We start from the raw sequence: 25132 nt of genomic DNA, 5'->3' as shown, positions 1-25132 counted from the left end.
GGGCCGTAAAGCAAATGAGCAACCTCAAAATGGACAAAGCGGTTTATCAGGCGGGCGTGCGGCGCGTGCTCTGGCTGACCTTTGGGCTGAACGTGGCCGTCGTGATCGGCAAATTAATTGCTGGTTTACTGGCCGACAGCTTGAGCGTCATCAGCGATGCGGTTCATTCATCCGTGGATTCACTCAACAATATCGTCGGGCTGGTGGTGATGAAATATGCGATGGCCGAACCGGACGAAGAGCACCCTTACGGCCACGCCAAATTTGAAACGCTCGCGGCCTTTTGCATCGCCGGGTTTCTCTTCATCACTTGCTACCAACTGGCCCTGAGCGCCATTCAACGCCTGCTCGCCGCCGACGCGCCCAAACCGGAAATCACCGCCCTGACCATCAGCACAGTCGTCGTCACGATTCTCATCAACATCTTTGTGACCGTATACGAGCGCCGCGAAGGCGAACGCTTGCAAAGCGCTTTTTTGATCGCTGATGCCACGCACACACGCAGCGATGTGCTAGTCAGTTGTTCGGTGCTGGCGGGCTTGTTCCTGGTCAAGCTCGGCTATGTCTGGTTCGACCCGCTTGTCTCGCTGGGCGTCGCGGTGATGATCGCGGCCAGCGGTTATCAGATTTTCAAAGCCACCGTCCCCGTATTGGTGGACGCCGCACCCGTCCCGGCCCAACGCATCGCCGCGATTGCCGAAGCCGTCGCCGGCGTCCATTCGGTGCACGACATTCGCTCGCGCACCTACGGCGGCGAAATTTTTATCGAGATGCATTTGCACATTGATGATGAAGAGGGCCGCGACCACATCTCAGCCCACGCGATTACCGAAGAGGTTGAACAGCGGTTGGAGCAGGAGTTTGGCAAGGTGGTGGCGACGATTCACGTCGAGCCGTTGGCGACGCATCTGCCGGATCAGGACTCTGTGGTTTGAGTTGGGTCGTCGGCGGGCGGATGGCGCTTGACAGCCACATCTGCCGCGCGAATTCGCAAGGCGCGCGCCCGGTTGAAATCCAGTAAGGCCGCAGTCGCGCGTCCCGTGGCGGTGAGCGGCACGATGCGCAAGCCATCCGCCGTCCAGGTGAAATGCTCCGCCCATTGTTGTTCCCGTGGATTGAACAGCGGCGCAAGCTGGCCGGTGGCAGGGTCAATGGCAAACAGCTTGTCGGATTTGCGGCGATTGCAGTGGCGGCAAGCCAGTGCCAGGTTTTGCAAAGCGTAACCTGCGCCGCCTGCGGCTTTTGGCCCGCGGCTTTTTGGGAAGACGTGGTCAATGAAGAAGCGATCCCATTGCCAGTGTTCGTCCGCGTGGCAGTACTCGCAAAGATGATTGGCGCGCTGGCGCACGTCCGCACTCGCAAAGATGATTGGCGCGCTGGCGCACGTCCGCTTGGATTGGGGCAGGAATTTTCTCAGCCACTGAGACTATCCTGTTGTGCGAGGAAAAGGTTGCGCGTCAACCGATTGTGCAGGCTCAAATAATCATCCAGTTCTTCGTATTGGTCTAACTCGAGCGTCTCAGCCTCAGTGAGATTGCCGGCACGATTTTTTGCCAGGAGTTCTTCCACCCGCGCGTGCACGGCTTCAGTGGCACGCAGGATCGGCACTTTTTGCTCAAGCACCAACTCAAACGCCCCGCCGCCCGGCAGACTGGCTGGCAAGGCATTTAAGCAGGGCACGGCAAGCAGTTGATTGGCCTCATTTGTCTCAACCCGATTTGACATAAGCGTGCTCCTGTTGATTCATTGTTCGGCCATCAGCGCCAGACTAAAGGGGATCATAAGGGCATCTGCAAGATCAGGCAAGATGGGTGCGGTGTGTGCGCCTAGACTGCCATTTCGGCCAAAGTCTGGTATAACCTTGCACGTCCGCACAATCACTCTGTCTTCCCAATACCTCGCTGCTTATGAACGCTTTATTGCAGGGCCGCTACGAAATCATCCGCACCCTCAGCGATGCTGGCGGGTTCGGCGAAACCTTTTTAGCCGTTGACCGGCAATTGCCGTCGCAGCGCAAATGCGTCATCAAAAAATTCAGGCCGAAACAGCAACTCGACGCGCGCACTTATGAAATCGTGCGCGAACGTTTTGAACGCGAAGCCGCTGTGCTGGAAGCCCTCTCAGAAGTTTGCCATCAGGTGCCGAAACTGTACGCCTTCTTCAGCGAAGCCGGTGAGTATTACCTGGTGCAGGAATTTATCGAAGGCCAGACGCTGGGCCAATACGTGCGCGCGCAGGGCCGGTTGGATGAAGCCCGCACGCGCCAATTGCTGGCGAGTTTGTTGCAGGCGCTCCACGAAATCCACGCGCAGGGCATCATTCACCGCGACATCAAACCCGACAACATCCTGCTGCGGATCAACACCGGGCAGCCTGTCCTGATTGATTTTGGCGCGGTCAAAGAGATCATCACCACCGTGCTGGACGCTTACGGCACGCCGCAAAAGGCTTCGCTGATCATCGGCACGCCGGGTTACACGCCGGTTGAACAAAGCGTTGGGCGTCCGGTTTATGGCAGCGATCTGTATAGCCTGGCGATGACCATGATCTTTGCCTTGACGGGGCGTGAACCGCGCGACCTGAACGATCTGGCGAGCGGCGATCTGGCTTGGCGCGGGCACACCGGCCCGCTCGGCAATGAACTGTGCGAGTTGCTGGAGCGGGCGGCGCAATACGATTACCGCGCGCGTTACAAAAACGCGCGGGAAATGCTGGCGGCGCTCAACGAGTCGCAGCCGACCAGACCCGTTATGCCGCCACCAACGCCCAGACCCGCGCCGCCCGTGATTAACCCGCCCACGGTGCAGGTTGATCCGACCACCATTCCCAGACCCGCGCCGCCGCGTCCGGCTCAGCCTGAACCAGCTTTGCCGCAGCCTGCGTCGAAACCGCAGCCCGTGCCAGCCGCCCGGCGTTCGCGTCTGCCGTGGCTGGTGGGCTTGCTTGGTGTTCCGGCGCTTGGCCTGGCGGTCTATTGGGCGAGTAACAGCACACCGGGCACGATTGGGCCGTCAACGCCAACCACCACGTCACAACAGCCAAATGCCCTGCCTGCAGGCCGCGATTTCACCGCAACCGTCAACGGCGTCAAACTCGAAATGAAAAACGTGCCAGCCGGTTCCTTCACGATGGGTTCGCCCGCCAACGAAGCTGAGCGTAGCAACGACGAAGGGCCGCAACATCGCGTGAACGTGCCCGCCTTTGCCATCGGCAAATACGAAATCACGCAGGCGCAATGGCAGGCCGTGACGGGCAACAATCCGTCCAACTTCAAAGGCGCGAATCGCCCGGTTGAACAAGTCTCGTGGAATGACGTCACCGAGTTTTGTCAGAAGCTTTCGCAATTGACTGGCAAAACCTACCGCCTGCCGACTGAGGCTGAATGGGAATATGCCGCGCGGGCGGGCACAAACACGCCTTTTGCTTTTGGCTCTTTGCTGTCGTCAACCCAGGCGAATTTTGACGGCAACTATCCTTATGGCGGCGCGGCTAAGGGCGTCTATCGCCAGCAAACCACCGATGTGGGCAGCTTCACAGCCAATGCCTTTGGCCTATTCGATATGCATGGCAATGTGTGGGAATGGTGTGAGGACGTTTGGCATGACAACTACAATAGCGCGCCGCTGGATGGCTCAGGTTGGTTGAGTGGTGGAGACTCAAGTCGCCGGGTGCTGCGCGGTGGTTCGTGGGACAACGATGGAAGGAGCTGCCGTTCGGCCGATCGTTATAGGTACGAACCCGGCAACCGCGGCCTCGTTATCGGTTTTCGTGTTGTGCTGGCTGCCAGGACTCCGTAGCCCTCTGCGCTCTTACCCTTCTTACGCTTTTACAATGTGCGCGCAGCGCACATGAATTTTCTTGATTTGAACCATGCATAAAAATAAAAAGCCGCCACCGGGCGAATTGCCCATCATCGAGCAGACGCGCGAGTTGATTCTGTGGTATGTACCCTTACTGAATCGGTTGCCGCGCGATCACCGGTTCACATTGGGCGAACGCATCATCACCAGCCTGTATGAATTGCTGGAAGAGTTGATTCGCGCGCGCTATGCCCGGCAAAAACGCGAGCAACTGGAAGCCAGCAACCTGCGGCTGGAACTGTTGCGGCAACAGGCGCGCTTGCTGGTCTCGTTCAAATTGATAGACGGCGGGCAATATCAGCACGTCTCAAAACTCATCAATGCGGTGGGCATAAGTCTTGGCAGTTGGATCAAACAACAAATCGCCGGTACGGAACCCGCAGGTACGGAACGGGGAGCGTGAGCGACCTGAGCTTCGGCCAGTAAGCACCTCCGCAAGGCTCAGGTCGCTCACGCTCCCTGTTCCGTACCGGAGTACCAAAGAAACCCATGAAACGACACGGCAATTTGTGGCCGCAGGTGATTGATTTCGGCAACCTGCTGGACGCCACCCAACAGGCGCAACGCGGTAAGCGTTACCGCGCGAATGTGCTGCGTTTCAACGATCGGCTGGCGGAGGAGTTGTTGCAGTTGCAGGCAGCACTCGACAGTCGCACTTACCGGCCCGGTCCGTACCGAACCTTCGAGATTGTCGTGCCCAAACAGCGGCTGATTTCCGCCGCGCCTTACCGCGACCGCGTGGTGCATCACGCCTTATGCCAGGTGATTGCGCCCATCTTCGAGCGCACGATGATTCGTGATTCATACGCCAACCGCACCGGTTTCGGCACGCATCGCGCGTTGCGGCGCTTTACCGAATTCGCGCGCTCCAGCCGCTACGTGTTGCAATGCGACATCCGGCAATACTTCCCCAGCATTGACCACGAAATTTTGAAGACGCTCCTGCGGCGCAAAATCAAATGCGCCGCCACGCTCTGGCTAATTGACACCATCATTGACGCCAGCAACGCACAACCCGCCGTCCACGATTACTTTCCCGGTGACGCGCTTTGGACGCCCTACGAACGGCGGCGCGGCCTGCCCATCGGCAATCTGACCAGCCAGTTCTTTGCCAACGTTTATCTGAGCGGCCTGGATCATTTCGTGAAGCAGAATTTGGGCATCGGCAAGTATGTGCGCTACGTGGATGATTTCGCGCTCTTCGGCGACGACCATGCGCAACTCGCGGCGGCGCGCTGGGCGTTGGAAGATTATCTGGCGCAGTTGCGCTTGTGCATTCATCCGGTCAAAAGCCAACTGTTCGAGACGCGCCACGGGGCCAACTTTGTCGGCTTTCGCGTACTGGCTGATCATCTCACCATCCGCAATGAGAACTTACGCCGGGCGCGCCGCCGCTTGCGCGGACTGCAAACCGCTTTTCAAGCCGGGCAGCTTTCGCTGGCGGAATTGACGCAGCGCATCGGCAGTTGGATTGCGCATCTGGCCCACGCCGATACCTGGCGGATGCGCGAACGAGTATTCAGTGAGCTCGCTTTTACGAGTTGCTGAAGAGGGTGACGCCACCTCCGGGTGCTGCGCGGTGGTTCGTGGAACAACAATGGAAGGAACTGCCGTTCGGCCAATCGTAATAGGAACGAACCCGGCAACCGCAACCTCGTTATCGGTTTTCGTGTTGTGCTGGCTGCCAGCACTCCCGCCCGTCAGAGTCGGCACAAGCGATTGCGTCGAGCGTACCTTCGGGAGTCCAGCGCGTCGTCCGGCGATGCGAGCGATTGCATCCAAAAATAAAACGGGCCGCTGTAGGCTGGTAGCCTTTGCACGCCGCTAGTGCGAACGTCTGCGGCGGCTCAGCGCCACTGCGCTGGGACCACTTCTTCAATCATGGAAGCCGAACACAGTGGCGCAACAAACGCCCGTGGAGCGCATCATCAATGGCCCTTGAGCCAGGCGCAAAGCCTAGGAAAAACAGCGTCCCAGCGCGATGTTTGAACCAAGAAAGCCGTGTAAAACCCCGCCAAAAATAATTTTTGACAGTCGCCAAACCTATCTGCTAGAGTCCGCACCTTGCAAGACGGATTCCCAACAGCGACAGAGAGCGAATGAGTTGCAATGGTCTGATTTTACAGGCCATGCCGTTGGTATTGACCCTGCAAGTGTGCTCTCGCAGGCAGCGCGGAATCCGCATTTGTCACTTGTGGAGGTCAACGAATAAGTAACGATGAAATCGGCCATCGCTGAGGCAGTGCAGACCTACGGCATCGAGAATTGGGGCGCGGGCTATTTCGATGTCAATCCCAAAGGCAATTTAGTCGTCTATCCGGTCGAGAGTGATCCGCGCAGCGTGGATGTCAAAAAGGTCGTAGACGATCTACTCGCCCGGCGCATAAAACTTCCTGTCCTGCTCCGGTTTCCGCAAATTTTTGCCAGCCAAGTCCGCAAAATGAATCAATCGTTCCGCGGTGCGATGCGCGAGTTCGATTACAAGGGTGAGCATCTGGCCGTCTTCCCGTTAAAGGTCAATCAGCGCCGCCAGGTGATCGAGTCTTACCTGGAAGAGGCGACGAAATACAACTATGGATTGGAAGCGGGCAGCAAGTCTGAACTCTATGCCGCGATTGCGCTGGAGCAGTCGCCCAATTCCTTGCTGGTTTGCAATGGTTTCAAAGACGACGATTTTATTGACTTGGCCTTTGTGGGGACGAAACTCGGCAAGAACGTTGTCATCGTGATCGAGAAGCTCAGCGAATTGGGCAAGGTGATTGACCGCGTGCTCGAAACCGGGGTCAAGCCGATGGTCGGGATGCGCGTGCGGCTCTATTCGCGCGGTTCGGGACGCTGGGAAAAGTCTGGTGGCGAACAATCCAAATTCGGGTTGACGACGACGGAGCTTTTGCAGGCGATCAAGATGCTGCGCGACGCCGGGATGCAGGACATGTTGCGCGTGCTGCACTTCCACATCGGTTCGCAAATCACGCAGATCAAGCGCGTCAAGGCGGGCGTCAAAGAGGCCGCTCGCGTTTACGCCAAGATTCGCAAGATGGGTTACGACGTTGATCACCTGAACGTCGGCGGCGGCGCGGGGGTGGATTACGACGGCAGCAAGACCAGTTTTGAATCGTCGGTGAATTACACCTTGCAGGAGTTTGCCAACGACGTGATTTACACGATCAAAGGCGTCTGCGAGGAAGAGAACGTGCCGCAGCCGAATGTGATTACGGAATCGGGCCGCGTGCTGGTGGCGTATCACGCGATGCTCATCACCAACATCCTGGATGAGATCGAAACGGTGCACGGCATTCATACCATCACGATCACGGGCAACGAGGCGCAGGTCATCAAGGAACTCTATGACCTGTACACCTCAATGACGGCCAAGAATTTTCTGGAGTATTACCACGACGCGCTCGAACACAAAGAAGAGTTATTCACCCTCTTCGATCTGGGTTTTATTTCGTTGGAGGATCGGGCCAAAGGTGAAGTTTTGTTCTGGGAGGTTTGCGACCGGGCGAACAATTACGCCAAGCAAGTGCAGGTGAAATCGGAAGAGTTCGATGATCTGCGCAAATTGCTCTCGGCGAAATATCTCTGTAACTTTTCGGTCTTCCGCTCCGTACCCGACCATTGGGCGATTGATCAGCTTTTCCCGATCATCCCAATTCATAAGCTGAACGAACAGCCGACCGACACCGCGACGCTGTGCGACATTACCTGCGATTCAGACGGTGTGGTGGATAAATTCGTGGACTTACACGACGTGAAAGAAGTGCTCGAAGTCCACGACCTGAAACGGGGCGAGCCATATTATCTGGCGATGATGCTGGTCGGCGCTTATCAGGAAGTGATGGGCAACTTTCACAACCTGTTCGGCACGACCAACGAAGCGCACGTCATTGTGGACAAAAATGGTGAGTACCACATCAATCGCGTCATTGCGGGTTCGCAGGTCGGCGACATGCTCACCTTCGCCCGTTACGAAAAAGAGTTTTTGCAAGAGAACTTTCGCAATCAGCTCAATCGTCAAGTCAAGAAAGGACAACTGACCGAAACCGCCGCGCTGACGCTGACCGATGAGTACGAACGGCATTACACCGGCTATACGTACCTCGATTCGAATGGGCGCTAAGCTAAGCAGGTAGGACGGACTTTAGTCTGTCCGGCTTGTTACCTGGGACAGACTAAAGTCCGTCCTACCTGGTCGCTACAGTCAGTTCAACAAATTTATGATTCGTCGCATTAAAGGTGCAAAATACCTCAACAAACCTACCCAACCCTTGCAAGTGGATCGTGATCGCAGCGTGCCGGGCTTGCTGGACAAGATGGAATTCATCTCGTTTCAGGGCCGCAACCTGTCGCTCGCGCATCAGCTCTGGTTGCAGATGCTGCAAGACAACGCCGTCGTCTTTATGGGCTTGAGCGGCGGGCTGGTGCCCGCAGGGATGCGGCGGTTGGTGGCGTATCTGATCAAGAACCGCTGCATTGATGTGTTAGTGGCGACGGGCGCGAACATCTTTCACGATTTGCACGAGACGCTGGGCCGCCATCATTACATCGGCGACCCGCACATTAGCGATGCCGAATTGCAGGAAGAAAAGGTGGATCGCATCTACGACACCTTCGCGTCGGAAGAGGAATTCCGCGAGGCGTATGAATGGATCGGCGGATTCACCACGCAACTCGACAATACGCACCCCTATTCGACGCGCGAGTTTTTGCATCTGCTGGGCCGTGAGCTGAGCGAGATTGCGACTGAGGATGGCATTCTCACGTCAGCCTTCAAATCGCGCGTGCCGATCTTTTGCCCCGCGCTGACCGACAGCGCCTTTGGCGTCGCCATCGGTTTGAGTCGCATCGAGAAGAAGAGCCAATTCCAATTCGACGTGGTACAGGACGTGGTGGATATGGCGCAGATCGTCGCCAAGTCACGCTCAACCGGCATGATCAACTTTGGCGGCGGCACGACGAAGACGTTTATGCAGCAAAGCGAGACGACAGCGAGTATGTTGCATAACCAGCAGCGCGGTCATAAATACGCCATTCAGGTCGTCACGGAAGGCGCCGATTACGGCAGCTATTCGGGCGCGGAGTTCGATCAGGCGCAAACCTTCGGACGCATGTCCAAACAGGGCAAATCGGTCACGGTGCGTTGCGACGCGACAATTGCCATGCCGATTCTGGTGACCTCGCTTTCGCAAACCGCCTCCAAAGCAATGCGCGCGCGCAAGCGCATTCAATTCACTTTTGGCGGAAAAGATTTGGGCATCACCGCACCGTAAGTCGGTAGACGGTAATCGGTAGTGACAACAAAAGGGCCGTAGTTGATGAGTTCTAGCATTGAATCATCAACTACGGCCTCTCTATTTCTACTGACTACCGTCTACTGACTACTTCCTTACGGCAGTGTGACTTCCTGACCGACGTCAATGCGGTCGGGGTTATCAATGCCGCTGGCGGCGGCGATTTGGTGGTAGTGGTTGGCCTCGCCGTAGAAACGCTTGGCGATTTTGCTCAGCGTGTCGCCGGATTTGACGGTGTACTTCAAGCCCGATTGGACATTCACGTCGAGCATCAGGTCGCTGACGCTGGCGTCAACGCCTTTCGCCGCGTCCCACAGTTCATTCTTTGCGTAATCAGACGGCACGACGCCGCGAATCAGCAATTGCTCGCCTTCCAGATTGAGGTTTTGGACGGTCATTCCAACTTCATGACCTTTGTCCAGCACTGCGTTGTACTTCGCTTTTAATTCATCAAGACTTGCCATGTAGCAATTCCTCCTTAGCCGATTGATGGTTGATTATTTGCGGACGATCCGCTTGTGGGCTTCACACACGAAACCCCGATTAGGGGAGATGAGAATGACATTGGTAAAGTGGGGACGTTGTAAACGACAGCGCGGAGTCTAATCAAAAGCCTGCCTTCTGGCAATGGCCTTTCCGTGATCAGGCACAAATGAACCTCAGTTCTTGGCCAATAGCTCGCGCACGGCGGCCCGCACGATTGACGACGGCAGGTCATCGCGCACCATCACTTCACCAACGCGTGTCGGCAGGATGAAAGGGATTTTGCCTTGCGCGGCCTTTTTATCGTGGGCGGTCGCGGCGATGATTTCACCGACGTCCAAATCGTTGATACGCGGCAAAGGGCCCAGCGCCCTGACGCTGGCTTGAATGGTTGCCGCCGCTGACGAGTCGAGCAAGCCCGCGCGCTCCGCCATCGTGGTCGCGCATTGCATGCCGTACCCCACCGCTTCGCCATGTTTCAAACGCCGGTATTTGGTTATGGCTTCGAGCGCGTGGCCGATGGTATGGCCGAAATTCAGGATGCGGCGCAAGCCGCCTTCGCGTTCATCGGCCATCACGACTTCGGCTTTGATCTCGCAGCAGCGTTTGATGACCTGCGTCAGGCTGGCCGGATCGAGTGCCGTGAGTTGGTTCAGATTTTGATTGATGAAGCCCGCCAGCGCGGCATCGCGGATGAGACCGGTTTTGAGGACTTCGTACATCCCGGCGCGCAATTCGCGCGGCGGTAACGTTGCCAGCACGCTCGGATCAATCAACACGGCGCGCGGTTGATGAAACGCGCCGATCAGGTTTTTGCCCAGCGCGTGATTGACCGCCGTTTTGCCGCCGACCGAACTGTCAATTTGCGCCAACAACGTAGTCGGCAGTTGCACGAAATTTACGCCGCGCAAAAACGTCGCCGCCACAAAACCCGCCAAATCACCTACCACGCCGCCGCCCAATGCCACGATGCCATCGCTGCGTTCAAAATGGTGCGCGATCAAAAAGCCCCAGGCGCATTCCGCCGTGCGAATGGATTTGGCGCGTTCGCCATCGCCCATCAGATGCGTGAGCACGGTGAAGCCAGCTTGTTTCAAACTCTTTTCAACGGCTTTGCCATAGAGTCCGTGGACTTTGGCGTTGGAGATCAACGCCACGCGGCGCGCCTTTGGGCCAAAAGCCGCGCGCGTGATCGCGCCGGTTTGCGGCAGCGCGCCGTGGGCCAGCGTGATGTCATAGCTGCGGTCGTCGAGCGCCACGTGAACGGTTTGCGGTTTGGTCATCGAGAATCCGGAAAGCGTGTCAGTCAATCATTCGCCGCACTGAAATGGCACTTTGCGTGTCAGGGGCGCTGCGCCATTCAATTGGGCCTTGATCGTCAGCGGCCTGCAAAACGGGCCGTAGAGCCAGACAGGCGCATAAAACCTGCCCTTGTCATTCAAGAGGCCGACTGTGGCGCGGCGCGTCAGGACGGGTTTAGTTCCCTCGGTGGCGGTCACGATCAGTTTTTGATTGGCGCTGAAATCGCCCGGCTTGCCTGTGACTTCCACCAGCACCAGCAGTGAAAGCTCCAAGGCGTTGTGATAACCGTCCGCGGTGATTTCATCGGCCAACGCGCCCGCACTAGCGTTGTAGGGCTTGATTTTGATGGCGGTCAGTTTCATTGCGCCAGCCGCCCGATTGCCAGCGGGTTTATTCGCGGTTTGGCTCAGAGGCGATAGGCTGCAAACACCGGCCAATAGCCAGACGGCTGTCCATTGTGCAACCGTGCGCGTCAGCGAGAATGTCATGAAATCCAATCCTTTCGGCTTTAACTGGCGAGCGTGTTCACCAACTCTGCCCCGAACCACGCAAAGTCCAATTCGCCCAGTCCAATTTGACCTGCTAATTCTTCGACCGTGTAACGTTGGCCGGTGTTCCAGAGGTCAATCAGCATCTCGCCCGCCTGGCGCGTCGCCCACCAACGGGTGCCGAAGCGCGTCCGCAAATGCTCACGCAATTGCGCCTCAAACGCCCAGGCGCGCAACCGGTCGGCGGAACGGAAAGGCGTTTCAATCGCACGCAAACACTCTGCTTCGTCGTAGCGCACGCGCACGCCATCGGTCAGCAATTCGGCAAAACGCGCGCCGGCGTGACGGCTGAGTTTGCCCGCGTGAAACTCAGTCTCGTACTGCAACAAAGCCGTCGCGCGCCGCACGTGCAGCAATTTGAACACCGCCAGCGCGTGCCGGAATTCGCCGCTGGCAGGGAAGCCGAAATTGCCGAGCAGAAATTCGGCTTCCAGCAGCAACTGGCTGAACAACATTCCCCAAGCTTCGCCCACCGCCGGATCGCCGGGCACACGAAACTCATAGTGCATTTCGCGCGAAGTCCAGGCCGCCAATTGCGCGCGTCCGCTGGCTTGCAAAAAATCTTGATAAAAACCGTATCCGTCATGCCCGTGATCCAGATTCAACACCAGCTTGATCTCGTCCGGGATTTGCACGGGGGCGCAAAATGCGCGTGCTTGTTTGTCGGGGCGCGTGGCCGTGTCCAACTCGATCTGCGGTTGCTGTTCGACCTTGAATCCCAGACCGGCAAAGAGGTCAGCATACAACTCAATGGCGCGTGACACCGGAAAGTAAGGGGCGAAGCGCGCCAGCCTTTGCAAATAGCCCAAATCCGCCTGCGTGGCTTCTTCCAAGCCGACATGGGCTTCGCGCGCCAGCAACGGTTTGAGTGCCGCCACATACGGGGTTTCGGTTTTGGCCAGCAACTGCGCCGCTTGTTCCGCCAGCTTCGGCAGTTCAACCTGTTTTGTGGCAACTGCCAAGGCCAGCCAGTGGTCGTACCCGAATGTTTGCGCACCTGCTTGCCAGCGGGCAAAACGCTCCGCGCGCAAATCTTGCGTGTGGTGAAGGGCCTCGGCACGGCGGGCCGCCAGTTCATGGCGGCGTGGCGGCGCGGCCTCGCGCGCGATTTCTAACTGCGCCTGCTGAATCGTTAGGGACTCACCGTTCCATTGAATGGTGGGGCGCGCCTCATACGCGACTAGCTCTTCGGTCAATTCCAGCGAGCGGCTGGCAATTTGGCCGCTACGTGCAAAAGCGAGCAGACGTTCAATGGCTTGGCGCTCAGTCACTCGATAGGCCGCTACTTCAGCGTGCTGGGCTTGCAATTCCGCCAGCGCCGACGTGCTGAAAAGATCGCTGTTTTCCTGATAGAGATGCACCCACTCCGCGCGCGTCTTGCGGCCTGCCCGAAACAGGAATTGCTCACGCTGCCAATGCGTGTGGAACGCGCGAAATCGTTGGCGGTATTCGTCGAGCATGTGGGTGTTGCGAACAAAGGAACCGGTGCCGATTACACCGGGCAAGCACCATAGCTGAGCGTAAAAGAAGGTGTCAAGCAAGGCTTGAAAAGTGGACGGCGCGTGACTAGACAGCACTGCGGTGCATCCCGTTCCGCAATTTGCTAGGGGGCCGGAAGCCACGCGCCGATAATTGAAACTTGTTGCTTGGAAGAAGAGCGAGTTGGCGAGAGGTTCAAGAAACAGAAATTGTGGGCAGTGACAGTAGACAAAATAATAGGCGCTACTGTCGTGGGAATTGCCAGTAGCGCCTATGAAAACGTGGTTACCTTCCTCACCCTGGTAACCACTGACACCGTCAGTGGATTTAACCACCTGGTATCTCGTTGCCCCACCCAGGCTAGTGCAATGAACGTGCCAGCAAGCAGAAAATCCAAAACTAAGTGCTAAGTCACTGACGACACGTTGGTTTTGGAACGCTGGCCTTGAGATGCTATTTCGGCTGGCATTGCTGTACGGGTAAAAGTTACTTGATTAGGAGGAAAGTGCTATGAAAATTTTTCGTAGCCGTGGACTGTCACACGAAAACCAGCCTAACGTAGAGGAAGAATTTTCCCTGTCGCTCGAGCACCGCGAATTTACAGGGGAAAAGGCTAGTGATGCAGCAGCAATCAGGCTGACAAATCCTGTCGGTTCCCAGCTTACACCAGCGGAATGATAGTTGCCGGTCTAGCCTGTCAGGTGTATGGTGCGATTGTGCTTTTCTTCCGTAAGTTTTGTAGTAACTGACAACTCCAATAGGCAATTCTATGAAGATCAAATCCACGTCTTTTGTGCTGGCGCTCTTCGCTTTGGCGCTGACTGCGCAGATGGCCCATGCGCAGTTTACTTTCGATAAGCCCAAGACGGAACCGCCCTTGCCCAACCCCTACACGATGAGTGTGCTGCGTGAGCCCATTTTGGATGCTGCCCGCGATGTGCTGAAATCCTGCGCCATTCCGATTGATGAAGAGTTGAGCAAGGCCAACCCCGGCAAGCTGGTGACGAAACCCGTCGTTTACAGCCGCGGGGTGACCGTGCGCACTGATTTGGAATATCTGGCGGACATGCCCGCCAGTGCCGTGCGCAACTGGTCGCAGGCGCGTTACGCCTTGGAAATCATCGCGCTGCCCGTGGATCAGAAAAAATCGCAATTGCAGGTCAATGCCATCATTCAAGGACGCGCCGTGGATGCGGATGGCTCGCTCAAATGGGTCGAGGGCAAGTCGAACGGGCGGCTGGAAGACGAATTTATTCGCGGACTGGCGGGCAAGATTCTGGGGATTGATTTGAGCATTAAAGGCAAAAGCCAGCGCCGCCTGCTGAATTGCGAATACTAAACTGGCAGTGTGCGGGCGCCGTTGCAGGGAAAGATTGGCGCGCTCAGCGTCTTGCTTTTGGGCAGCTAGAATTTGTGATAGAAATGCGCCCCTATTGAGGTGACATCATGCGAACGGCTTTGCAGGTTCAAAAACTGTTTTTGTGCGGCTTGCTCTTCAGCACGCTTGGTGTGGGCGGCGCGTGCCTGAAAGTGCAGGCCCAAACTGCTGAGACGCAAACCGGCGCGGAAGAGCAAAATGAAACCTTCCGCGACACGCTGGTGCGGATGCGCATCAAGCGTGAAGAGGAAGAGCATAAAAAGATCGTCGCCAAGGCCGAACAGATTCAAGACCTGTCAGAGAAATTGTCGCAAGCCACTACCGCTGCCCACTTGCCGCGCGCCAATGACAAGCACCTGAAAGAGATCGAGAAAAACGCGCGCAGCATTCGCTCGGATGCTGGCGGCGGTGAGGATGAACCGCTGGAAACGCCGCCCCATACGCTGGCCGATACGCTCAAACAGTTGAGCGACGCCAGCGAGCGTTTGAACAAGGAACTGAGCAAGACCTCGCGGCAGGTCGTTTCGATTACCGTCGCTTCGCAAGCGACCGAGGTCATTCAACTGGTCAAATTGCTGCGCGGTTATCTCAACTGAAGCGCGGCTTTTTAAGCATTCCTCACGGCGTTGCGCCGGTTTGTGTCACACACTCCCAACTCAGATGTTTCCGGTTATGAAATTTCGGTGGTTAACTCTCAGCGCGGTATTTGGCTTGGCGCTGGGCTTCGCCGTGCAGGCCCAGCAGCAACAACAACAGCAGGATCAGCAGAAACAAAAACAGGACGAAGCCGCCCAAGACGTCATCTCGCTTGAAACCAACCAAGTCTTGCTCAACGCGACCGTGACCGATCTTTCGGACAAGTTCGTGCGCGGTCTGCGCCGCCAGCACTTCCGCCTGTTTGAAGACAAGCAGGAACAGCACATCGTGGGCTTCGGCGTCGAAGAAAGCCCCTTCGCCGCCGCGATCCTGCTGGATTGCAGTGGCAGCATGGAACAGAAAATGACCCTGGCGCGCGCCGCCTGCACCAGCTTTGTGGACGGCATCCGCGAAGGTGATCAATTTGCCATTTACAGTTTTGGCGGCACCACGGTGAAGCAAATTCAACCCTTCGGCGAAGTCCGCGACGTATCCGATCTGGTCTGGGATTTACGCGCCAAAGACAACACGCCGATGTATGACGCCATCGTCAAAGCCGCCGATGATTTGCGCGAACGGGCTGAAAAGCGCCGCGCAATCCTGCTGGTTTCGGATGGCGGCGACAGCACCAGCCGCGCCTCGCTCGACGAAGCCGTCCGCCGCGCCGCCGCCGCCAACGTCACCATCTATTGCGTAGACCTCAGCGACCGCGGCGTCTTCCACGTCACCCCGCGCGACAATGGGGCTGAGGTTATGAAAACGCTCGCCGCCAAAACGGGCGGACGCTTTTTCACCACGCCCGCCGGTCGCGAACTGAAAGACGCCTTTGCGCAAACCGTCGAAGAGTTGCGCAACCAATACACCCTCGCCTACGAACCGACCAACGAAAAGAAAGACGGCAAGTGGCGCACGATTGAAGTGCAACTGACTACGCCGCAATACAAAGTCCGCGCCCGCCAAGGCTATTACGCACCGAAAGAGAAGAAATAGCCTGTTGCGAACGGTACCGCGCGCGTCAGCAAGCGGAGACTGCGCTGTTGCACCGTTCGCCAGACTTGACGCGCCGCTTGCTGACGCGCGTGGTACCGACTGCGCGGTTTTTACCCTACTCCGAAGTGAAAACCGATCTAACGTGCCGCCTACCGGAAGCTCACCCGCACCGCATTCGCCGCCCGTCCATCCACCGTCAATACCAAATCCACTTCGCCGCGTCCCGCCAACGCGCGCGGCAACGGCCCGACGTTGAGTTGATCGAGTCCGGCCAGATCGCCCTGCGCCCCGGCGAACGAGACGGGCACGCTTATGCCGCCAAGCACGCACGTCACCGCCGCCAACGCGCTGCGCCCACGCACGCCCGTGCCGAAGAGCAGCAGGATGACTTGTTCGCCCTCTGGCCCCAGGTCAATGGGCGCGGGGATGAAACGGCCCGCGACGAATTGCGCGACCGTCTCGAACGCCTGCGCGCCATCGCCCCGCACGCGCAAGGCCACTGCCGCCGGGACACCTTGCCCGTTGGCGTTGGCGGTGAAGAGGCCCGGCGCAATGGTCGCCATCGTCGCCACGCCGAGCGACAGGCTGCCATCGCCGCTGGTGATGCTGATGGTCGCCGTGCCCGCCACCGTGCCAGCGGGGACGAGGTAGTTGAGTTGTTGCGGCGAGACAAAAAACAGCGGCGCGGCGCGTTCTGTCCCCGCGCTGTCTCTGACCAAAACCCGCGTCCCGGCGAGCGTCGTTGGCAACGGCGTGACCGTGGCGCTTTGTGTCGTGGTCGCCAGGCGCGTACCGAAGGCCGAGACAATCGCTTCGCTGGCGAGTTGCGCGCCGGTGAAGCTGGCCGCCGAGACGTTGGCTACCGCGCCCACGACTGTCACCGCGCCCGCTGTGAAATCGGCGGGCAGCGGCGTGGCGCTGACGCCGGAGACTTCGCGCGCGATGGGTTGGTCGCCGAAGCTGAGTGCCGTTGTTCCCACTGCCGCGCCACTCGCCACGTTGAAGGTCACGACCAGCAATTGCCGTGTGCCTGCCGTGAAAGCCACGCCGGGTGATTGCGCCATTGCCACACCGACGCGCCCCGCCTGATTGGTGTTGAGGTTTAGCGTCGTGCCTGTTGCGCCGCTGCCCAACACGGCTTGCGGATTGCTCAAGACCGCCGGGTTGAAGCTCAGGCTGAAGCCGACTGCGTTTTCATTGCCCTGCGCTGTCAATTCGATGGCGACACTCGCCGTCGCGCCTTGCGCCGCCGTGGCGTTGACGACACGCACCGTGCGCGTTTGTTGCGTGGCATTCGTCAACCACACCGTCCGCAACGCGCGCGTGTTCAGAGTACCGCCTTTAGGCGGCTGCGTCGCAGTTCGACCATTCCGGCTGAAGCCGGTACTCTGAACGCCCGCTGCCAACGAACTATTAACCGCCGCCACCGCTGGCCCGCCCGCCGCCAGCGCCGCATCTGTGCCGATGGCGTAGCGCCCCGCCTGCGTCCAATCCGAGACAGTCAAGCGGCCATCGCCACAGGTGTCGCGCGGGGCGCAATCGGCGCGTTGGAATTCGACGCCCGGCGCAGCCGCGTCCAGCCCCGCCACCAGCCGCCCCACCTGCACCCAATCGGTGATCGTCACCGAGCCGTTCCCCTGCGGGCGCGGCGCGACATCGCCTTCGACGCCGGGCACCACGCCGAGCGCGCCGCCCTGGTAGCTGGCCGGCAGCGCATTGGCGCTCACGTCGGAGACTTCGCGCGCCGACGGCAGGTCGTCGAAATCCAGCATCGTCATCGCGGCGGGCGCGGCGGCGGCAATCGAGAAGGTGACGACGGCGAGTTGGCGCGTCCCGGCGGCGAACTTCTGCCCGGCGGGCAAGGCCACCGCCAGCCCCAAGCGCCCTTGCGCCGTCTGATTGGTGTTGGCGGCCAGTTGCGCGCCCACGGCGTCCGCGCCGAGCGCGGCTTGCGGGTTACTGAGCACCGCCGGATCGAAGCTGAGCGTGAAGCCGAGCGCGTTCTCATCGCCTTGCGCCACCAGTTCCACGGCGACCGGCACGCCGCTGCTGCCCAGCGCGGCGCTCGTGGCATTCACACGAATCAGCCGCGGCGTGGCGACGCCCGCTTGCCGGACGGTGAAGGTCTGCGTGCCGATGGTCAGCAACCCGGTGCGCGGGCCGAGCGTGTTGGCGGCGACAGCAAAAGCGACCGTGCTATTGCCCGCGCCGCTGCTACCTGCGGTGATGGTCAGCCAGTTGGCATTGCTCGTCGCCGTCCAGGTGCACCTGCCGGGCATTGGCTAATAGAAGAACAACGATTAGGTTACCCGCCAAATCTCAATGCGCGGGTGATGAGGTGTTTTCCTGATCCTGTCCAGTTAGATCAACGATTGTCGCCTGAGCAAGGGCGTACTCAAAGTGATTGACAAGGAGGCCAAACGGATTGCGCAGTGGGTCACTCTCGTCTTTATAAAGCGGCGAAGGGTTTTCATCGTATTCGAATAGTGGCATTTCCTTGCCGAGGATTGCCTCTTCCTGGCGAACAATTTTCCCGTAATGGTACTGCTCAACCAACACTCGATCATCAACCCGAAGCATGAAGCATGCCGGGGCTGACGAATACTTCCCGACCTTAAGCTTTGGTACCCAGTTGCTTCCTTTCTGCCTAGCAATATCCCTGACTTTAGTCGTGAGGTACTCTATTGTCTCGTTCGTTTCCCGATAAAGCTTGAACTTCTCATGGACTCCCAGCTTCAAATAATCATCAAAGCTCAACTTTGCTGAACCGAATAGTTTCTCACGATATGATCGGTATTTTGCCTGTTCAGATTCAGGATCAAGAAGTAACACTTCGACTTCCACTTTTGCCGCTTCAATGAGTGGCAATATTGCTGTAAGCAGTTTTCCTTGTGTAAAGAACGAATGCAATGAGATGCCTTGAATGGACACTTTGTTCTGTGCGTTTTTCAATAGGTAGATAATCCGCTCTTTAGCTGCCCCTTCGTGGTTTGTGTAAATGTTGACTACCCCACACTGATTGATCCCTTCATCTGTGCCTACCACTTCAGTCTCAAGGTAGTCCGAGACTTTTATAGATGCATTTTTCCATATCCATTCAAAATGATTTTCCATTTCTTTGTGATATGGATATGCGGAGGCATCAAGTCGGCGGTACTTGAAGACTGGGATTGGAGTACGATTGTCACGCTTCGACCAGAAATGATACTGCTGCGCATAGCAAATAGAATCAATCCAACATAGGAACATAATTGGTGGTAGCCGATAAAGTCGGCACTCGAACTTGACGCCAGTAGTCGAACTATTCTTCGCTGCTTCAGCTTCGAGCCTGTGCAGAGCTTCTGCTGCTGCCCGAACATCGGTTTCAAGTCTGAAAGCAAGGGCAGAAACGGATTCAGACTCAGCTTTTGATCGGAGCTTCGCACCCAAACATTTTGGGTCAATAATTAGGATGCGGATGTCAAGGCCTTGCTTCGGATCATCAATGCGCTTTGTGCCTAGTATGTATGCCTGAATGGTTTCCCACGCTTCCCTCAATGTATGATCTATGCCTTGCACAAAGTCGTTAAGAGATATTCCAATTAACATCATCTTGGAGTTAGCAGGGTTGGTGATGTCCTTTCGCATGTCCTCGCTGGCCTCAATGCGAGTCGGATATACGCGGATGAGACCACAGCGATCCATCGCTTCAAGCGACTTCGACGTGTGAATCAGTGAATCCGTTTGCCCTTTGATGTCGGTGCGAACGCCGCCGATCAACTGATCCATTTGCGCGGTGATGCCTGTGCGAACACTGCTGATCAACTCACTTGAGGATTCAAGCAATTGCTGTGACTTTTGAGTCAATGAATCTGTTTGTTCGTTGATCAACTTCTTTGACGTTTCAAGCAATTCCTGTGACTTCTGATTCAATGAATCTGTTTGTGCTTTGGTGTCTGTGCGAACAGCACCGAACAACTTATCCAAAGCTTCATTTGTATCCTTGATAAGGTAAAGCCTGTCAAGCAAATGAATAAACATCACTGCGGTGAGTGTTAGGAGGATGTGCTGAAACGTTGCTGACACCTGCAATAAGTCGCTAACAAACAACAGAATGAGCAAAAATGCGAAAACTGCTGCAGAGTATAAATGCCGCTTGAATCTTTCCACCAAATCTTTAAGAAATGACATTGGTAAACTCCTTGCTTGCTCATCTGCATCGGACAGAGGCTCATCAGGTTAAAACTACTGTCTGGATTAAACGATAAGGCTTTGCTACAAGACGGGGCGAAGTATAAGGACTCGCAGCCATTGCCGCAATCTCCGGCAGCCGATACTCGCCGCCCGCCGCCTCTGCCATCTCCATCTGCGCGCGCACGCCGCGCCACCACTCATCGAATTGCGGATTCTCTGATTGCGGATTGCGGATTGGGGATTGCGGATTTGAAGAGTCCACCAAGCCAAGTGCCTGACATTCCCCAATCCGCATTCCGCATTCCTCAAACCGCAATCGCACGAGTCGCTCGACCAGCAGCGGGCGCGCCAGACATTCGGCCACCCGCAGCGGATCATTGCCGAGCGCCGCCCACAACTCGCGCAGCACGTCCGCCTGGCGGGTGTCGCGCGCCATCCGGTCAACTTCGGCCTGCAAGTCGGCGGCGCTGACCGGGGCTGAGAAGTAAACTGCGAGCGCCGTCGAGAGGCGCAAGGCATCTTCCACCACTCTGGCACTTTGGCCGCGCAAGGCGTCTTCGCCAATCATCGCCTCGAGCGACGGTTTGGGCTGCGGGTTGTCCGTGGGCCAGAGGCGGTGCCGATGGTAGACCTCTTCGATGGCGCGCTGGGCGGCGACGCGGTCTTCAAAGCTGAGGGTTTGTTGCGCCCTGCCGGCAAGATGCCCGGCGGCTCCAGCAGCAAAGCTGTGCGGCGCGGCGCTGGGCATTGCCAGCAGCAACCAGCCAAGTGCCACGAACAACACTACCGGCAGAGAAGCGGGCAGGCTTAGGTTGCCGAAATGGGTAAAGCGCTTCGCTTGAAACAGACATTTGAACATGGTGACCTCCGAATAAATTGTCATGGGTGAAAGTTGAATAGGAGCGATGTCACTTGAAGCTGACGCGCACGGTATTGGCCGCTTTGCCATCTATCGTCAACACCACATCCACTTCACCGCGGCCCGCCAAACTGCGCGGCAACGGCCCGACGTTGAGTTGATCGAGTCCGGCCAAATCGCCCTGCGCGCCAGCAAACGAAACGGGGCCGTCCACGCCGGCGGGCGGGCCAAGCTTGACACTGACGCTGCTCAACGCACTGCGCCCGCGTAAGCCCGTGCCGAAGAGGAGCAAAAACACTTGCTCGGCTTCGGGGCCAAGATCGAGCGGGACGCTGACGAAGCGGTTCGTGGCTTGATCGAAGCGCGCTACTGTTTCAAAGCTCTGCGCACCCGTGCTGCGAACGCGTAAAGCCACCGCGGCGGGCACACCACGGCCATCGGCGTTGGCGGTGAATAAGCCCGGCGCGACACCCACCAGCGGCAAACTGCCCAGCGCAACCTCCGCCGCGCCGCTCGTGACGGTGACGGTCGCGCGGCCCGGTGCAAGGTCAGCCGGAATGAGGTAATTGATCTGGCCGGGCGCGACAAAGAAAAGCGGCGCCAGACGTGCCAGGCCCGCACTGTCCGTGATTCTGACCGTGGTGCCCGCCAGCATAGTGGGCAGCGGCGTGCCGGTGGCGGCTTGGCTGGCCGTCGCCAAATTTGCGCCAAACGCCGCCACGATGGATTCGCGCGCCAATTCATCACCCGTAAAACTTGCGGCGGAGACATTCGCCACTCCGCGCCCGCTGATCGTCACCGTGCCGGTTTTTGTGCAAGCCGCCGCGCCGCCATTCAACGTCGCGAGCGTCCAGGTATAACTGCCTGGCGCGAAATAGACGTGCGCCGGATTGCTCTGTGCCACGCGCGCCGCGCCGTCGCCGAAGTCCCACACCTGCGTCGTCGCGCCCGCACAGCCGGAAACATTCGCGTTGAACGCGACCGGCAAACCCGCCGTGCCCGTGCCCGGCGCCGTCGCCGTGCAGGCGAGTGTGCAGGCAAAGGCCTCGCTGAGTTTGACGAGGAAGGCGTTGCTCCCCGTGCTTTTGAGTCCGTCTTGCAGCGCGCCTGCGGTGACAGGGAAATTGGGAGAACTGCTGCTCCCTGTCACATAGACGTTGCCATTTGCGTCGGTCGCAATGCTGTTGGCGGACTCCGTGCTGTTGCCGCCCAGGTAGGTTGAGAAGAGCAACGCGCCAGTCGGACTGAGTTTGGCCACCAAAGCATCCTGACCATTGGTGCCCGCGTAGATCGTAGCAGGAGCAAGTGGATCGAGTACTAAAGCCCGGACTGCTAACGCCGACAACCCGGTGTTGCTGGCGCTCCAACTGCCGCCGCCGTTCGTGCTTTTGAAAACGCCGTTGCCACCCGTCCCGGCATAGAGCGTGGCGGGCGCGGACGGATCAATGACCAGTGCGCGAATGTCTAACGCGCCCAGCCCCGTGTTTACCGCAATCCAATTGTTGCCGCTGTTCGTGCTTTTGAAGACGCCGCCCGATGTCGCCGCGTAAAGCGTTGCCGGTGTGGCAGGATCAATCGCGATGGCGCGAATGATGAGCGTCGTCAACCCCGTGTTGACTGCGCTCCAACTGCTCCCGCCATTGGTGCTTTTGAAAATGCCGCCGCTGCTCGTCCCGGCATAAATGGTCGCGGGCGTGGCCGGGTCAATGGACAGTGCGTTGACGGTAAAACCGGGGCCGCTGCTCAAGCCCGTCCAACTGCTCCCGCCATTGGTGCTCTTGAAAACCCGGTTGGGAAACCCGTTGCCGCCCGCATAGAGCGTCATTGGCGCGCTACGATCAATCGCCAGGGCGAAGACATTGGAGAGGTTACCAGTCAACCCCTGGTTGATCGCGCTCCAACTGTCGCCACCATTCGTGCTTTTGAAGACGCCGTTGCCGAGGGTTGCGGCGTAAAGCGTGGCCGGCGTGGCGGGATCAACCGCGATGGCTTGGATGGTGTCGTCTGGCAAACCAGTCGCGGCAGTGTTCCAACTACTGCCGCCATTGACACTCCTGAACAAGTTGCCGAAAGTGCCCGCATAGAGTGTAGTTGGGTTGGTCGGAGCTGCCGCGAGCGCGACAATGGCGGCGTCGAGCAGGCCGTTGTTGTTGGCACTCCAGCCATTCCCGGCAGTCGCGCTTTTGTACACACCGCCGCCGCCAATTTCAGCTTGCAACGGATTCAGCGTGGGCCAATTGGTCGAGGTCGTCAGCCCCATGACATAGCTGTTGCCCAGGCTGTCAGCGGCGATGCTGCCGGTGGGGCCGGTGCTTTCGCTGCCGCTGCCGCCCAGGTACGTAGCAAAGACCAGCGCTCCAGTTGCACTCAACTTGAGGCCAAAGAGATCAATCGCGCCGCCATAAGCGCGCTGAAAGGCGCTGGCTGTCGTCGGGAAGTCGCGCGAACCAGTCTCGCCTGCCACATAGACTGCGCCGGCAGCGTCCGTGGTCAAACCATAAGCGACGTCATAGTCATCCCCACCATAGAGAGTAGAGAACACCAGCGCCGTTCCCGCCGGATTCAGCTTGGTGATGAAGGCGTCATCAAACCCGTTCAAGCGTGTTTGCACTGCGCCCGGCGTCGTCGGGAAATCCGCCGATTCAGCCTCGCCTACGACCCAAGCGTTGCCGCCTGCATCCACCGCTATGCCGAAACCAAAATCGAAGTCACTGCCACCGAGATAGGTTGAGTAACCGAGCGCGCGTCCGTCAGCATTGAATTTAGTAACGAAAGCGTTAATGGCAAAACTGCCGCCGAGCCGCGTGCGGAACGCACCCGCCGTCGTGGGGAAGTCGCTCGAACTGGTATCCCCCGTTACGTAGGCATTACGCGACGTGTCCACAGCGAGGGAAAACCCCTCGTCCGAACTGCTGCCGCCAAGATAGGTCGAATAAAGCAAGCCATTGCCCGCCACATTCAACTTCGCCACAAAGCCGTCACTCGTGCCGCGTCGCGCGTTCTGAAAAGCATTCACGACAGGAAAATTCGCCGAGGTCGTTCTTCCTGCAATGTAAGCGTTGCCGTCCGCATCCACCGCAATGCTACGGCCCGAATCAGTTCCCGCGCCACCCAGATAGGTCGAATAAACCGGCACACCCACCGCATTGAACTTCGTCACGAAAGTATCGGTGCCGCCGCCCGCCGAGGGTTGCGCCGGATTGAGCGACAGGAAATCCGTGGCGCTCGTTGTTCCGACGACATAAGCATTGCCCGCCGGATCCACCGCGACCCAGTTGCCCACGCCGTTGCTATTGCCGAAAAAAGTCGCGTAGCTCAAGACCGGATCAAGCACGAGCGGCCGTTGCGCGTCATAGTCGCCCACCGCAAAGCTCACTTCGCGCGCGCCATTCAATACATAACGCCCCGGCACCTTCGTTCGTCCGTTGATTGTTTCCTGGTAAACAACCGGCGCGTGTTGGACGACCTCGCCTGCCAGTGTGCGCAGGTGCAACGCGCCCTGCCCATCGAGTTGGATGTCTGCCGCGCCGGTAAAGCGCAGCTTGATTTGGCGCGGGTCGGCGCCGGGCGCGACCACGAAGTCGTATTCCAATTCCTGCTGCCGCCCGTAAAAGACCAGATCAACGCCTGGGTAGACGCCGCGATAAGCGACCTTAGCGTAGCGCGGCACGCCCGTTTGCCAATGCCGCGCGTCCGCGCCCAGCAGGTAGTTGCTCACGCCGGGCAAGGCGTCCAACGCTTCGAGCCGTGGGTGCGGTTGCGCGCCGGGCAGCTCCAATTGCAAGACCGCCGCGCGGGGAACCGTGGCCGGTTGCGTGTGCGTGGCACGGCGGGCCGCGCGTCGCGCCTGCTGGTTGCCGTCGTTGGCCGCGCGCAATTCCAGGCGCGCGCCGTTTTCCGTCAGCCCAAGCCGGTAGCCCGCGCCGCGCGCCTGGAAGCCGTCCGCCCCGGACGCGCGTTCAAAACCGAGCGGTTGTTGCTGAGCCAACTGCGCCAGCCGCGCGCCACCGGGTTTGTCGGGTTGCCGCCGCGCGCGCCGCGTCTCTGGCCCATAGGCAAAAATGAGCAGTAAACAAAGGCCCGCGAGCAGGCCGTTCCGTTGCCGTTCCGTCAATTTCATGGAGAGCCTC

Annotated in this window: 20 protein-coding genes; 10 read left to right on the top strand and 10 right to left on the bottom strand. The window is 58.3% G+C overall.

The window, feature by feature from the left end:
- Positions 1-14 precede the first annotated feature (14 nt).
- Complete coding sequence (locus HY011_26755; protein ID MBI3426544.1) at positions 15-935, top strand: cation transporter; 921 nt, start codon at positions 15-17, stop codon at positions 933-935.
- Here HY011_26755 and HY011_26750 read toward each other — a convergent pair.
- Both HY011_26750 and HY011_26745 read right to left on the bottom strand, forming a co-directional pair.
- Positions 917-1369, bottom strand: coding sequence for an HNH endonuclease (locus HY011_26750; protein ID MBI3426543.1), 453 nt, complete (start codon positions 1367-1369; stop codon positions 917-919). The genes HY011_26755 and HY011_26750 overlap by 19 nt on opposite strands.
- Positions 1370-1413: 44 nt before the next feature.
- On the bottom strand, positions 1414-1725 hold the full coding sequence (locus HY011_26745) for a hypothetical protein (protein ID MBI3426542.1): 312 nt from the start codon (positions 1723-1725) through the stop codon (positions 1414-1416).
- Positions 1726-2537: 812 nt separating this feature from the next.
- Between HY011_26745 and HY011_26740 the strand changes: the two genes are divergently transcribed.
- The 5 genes from HY011_26740 to HY011_26720 all read left to right on the top strand — a co-directional run bounded on the left by HY011_26740 (position 2538) and on the right by HY011_26720 (position 9133).
- The gene (locus HY011_26740; protein MBI3426541.1) at positions 2538-3797 is read left to right on the top strand and encodes a formylglycine-generating enzyme family protein; all 1260 of its coding nucleotides are present in this window, start codon (positions 2538-2540) and stop codon (positions 3795-3797) included.
- 73 nt (positions 3798-3870) lie between these two features.
- Positions 3871-4263, top strand: a complete 393-nt coding sequence (gene avd / locus HY011_26735; protein MBI3426540.1) for a diversity-generating retroelement protein Avd — start codon at positions 3871-3873, stop codon at positions 4261-4263.
- An 86-nt stretch (positions 4264-4349) separates the two neighbouring features.
- Positions 4350-5408 carry an RNA-dependent DNA polymerase gene (locus HY011_26730; protein MBI3426539.1) on the top strand — a complete coding sequence of 353 codons (1059 nt, stop codon included), beginning with the start codon at positions 4350-4352 and terminating at the stop codon, positions 5406-5408.
- Positions 5409-6078: 670 nt separating this feature from the next.
- Positions 6079-7983: a biosynthetic arginine decarboxylase gene (speA, locus tag HY011_26725; GenBank protein ID MBI3426538.1), complete on the top strand. Its 1905-nt coding sequence runs from the start codon at positions 6079-6081 to the stop codon at positions 7981-7983.
- 97 nt (positions 7984-8080) lie between these two features.
- Positions 8081-9133: a deoxyhypusine synthase family protein gene (locus HY011_26720; GenBank protein MBI3426537.1), complete on the top strand. Its 1053-nt coding sequence runs from the start codon at positions 8081-8083 to the stop codon at positions 9131-9133.
- 116 nt (positions 9134-9249) lie between these two features.
- On the opposite strand, the gene HY011_26715 is transcribed toward HY011_26720, so the two are convergent.
- The 4 genes from HY011_26715 to HY011_26700 form a co-directional block, all read right to left on the bottom strand.
- On the bottom strand, positions 9250-9618 hold the full coding sequence (locus HY011_26715; GenBank protein ID MBI3426536.1) for a LysM peptidoglycan-binding domain-containing protein: 369 nt from the start codon (positions 9616-9618) through the stop codon (positions 9250-9252).
- Between the two features lie 195 nt (positions 9619-9813).
- Positions 9814-10920, bottom strand: a complete 1107-nt coding sequence (aroB, locus tag HY011_26710; protein MBI3426535.1) for a 3-dehydroquinate synthase — start codon at positions 10918-10920, stop codon at positions 9814-9816.
- Between the two features lie 27 nt (positions 10921-10947).
- The gene (locus tag HY011_26705; protein ID MBI3426534.1) at positions 10948-11427 is read right to left on the bottom strand and encodes a hypothetical protein; all 480 of its coding nucleotides are present in this window, start codon (positions 11425-11427) and stop codon (positions 10948-10950) included.
- 20 nt (positions 11428-11447) lie between these two features.
- Entirely contained in the window at positions 11448-12947 is a 1500-nt protein-coding gene (locus HY011_26700; protein ID MBI3426533.1) for a hypothetical protein, read from the bottom strand.
- Between the two features lie 529 nt (positions 12948-13476).
- Here HY011_26700 and HY011_26695 point away from each other — a divergent pair.
- The 4 genes from HY011_26695 to HY011_26680 all read left to right on the top strand — a co-directional run bounded on the left by HY011_26695 (position 13477) and on the right by HY011_26680 (position 15970).
- On the top strand, positions 13477-13644 hold the full coding sequence (locus HY011_26695) for a hypothetical protein (GenBank protein ID MBI3426532.1): 168 nt from the start codon (positions 13477-13479) through the stop codon (positions 13642-13644).
- A gap of 91 nt (positions 13645-13735) precedes the next feature.
- Entirely contained in the window at positions 13736-14305 is a 570-nt protein-coding gene (locus HY011_26690) for a hypothetical protein (protein MBI3426531.1), read from the top strand.
- Between the two features lie 107 nt (positions 14306-14412).
- A complete protein-coding gene (locus HY011_26685; GenBank protein MBI3426530.1) occupies positions 14413-14940 on the top strand; it encodes a hypothetical protein in 528 nt (175 codons plus the stop codon).
- Between the two features lie 76 nt (positions 14941-15016).
- Entirely contained in the window at positions 15017-15970 is a 954-nt protein-coding gene (locus HY011_26680; protein MBI3426529.1) for a VWA domain-containing protein, read from the top strand.
- Positions 15971-16119: 149 nt separating this feature from the next.
- Here the strand turns inward: HY011_26680 and HY011_26675 are convergent, their stop codons facing one another.
- Genes HY011_26675 through HY011_26660 form a run of 4 tightly spaced genes read right to left on the bottom strand, consistent with a single transcriptional unit; the run spans position 16120 to position 25122 of the window.
- Complete coding sequence (locus HY011_26675) at positions 16120-18249, bottom strand: hypothetical protein (protein MBI3426528.1); 2130 nt, start codon at positions 18247-18249, stop codon at positions 16120-16122.
- Positions 18250-18289: 40 nt separating this feature from the next.
- Positions 18290-20140: a hypothetical protein gene (locus HY011_26670; GenBank protein ID MBI3426527.1), complete on the bottom strand. Its 1851-nt coding sequence runs from the start codon at positions 20138-20140 to the stop codon at positions 18290-18292.
- Positions 20141-20183: 43 nt separating this feature from the next.
- Positions 20184-21002 (bottom strand): hypothetical protein, encoded by an 819-nt coding sequence (locus HY011_26665; GenBank protein MBI3426526.1) that lies wholly within the window; start codon positions 21000-21002, stop codon positions 20184-20186.
- A gap of 49 nt (positions 21003-21051) precedes the next feature.
- On the bottom strand, positions 21052-25122 hold the full coding sequence (locus HY011_26660; protein MBI3426525.1) for an SBBP repeat-containing protein: 4071 nt from the start codon (positions 25120-25122) through the stop codon (positions 21052-21054).
- Positions 25123-25132: the final 10 nt, after the last annotated feature.

The organism is Acidobacteriota bacterium (assembly GCA_016196035.1).
Classification (GTDB): domain Bacteria; phylum Acidobacteriota; class Blastocatellia; order RBC074; family RBC074; genus JACPYM01.
The sequence above is the reverse complement of the archived record's forward strand: the minus strand, read 5'-3'. Positions and strand labels throughout refer to the sequence as shown.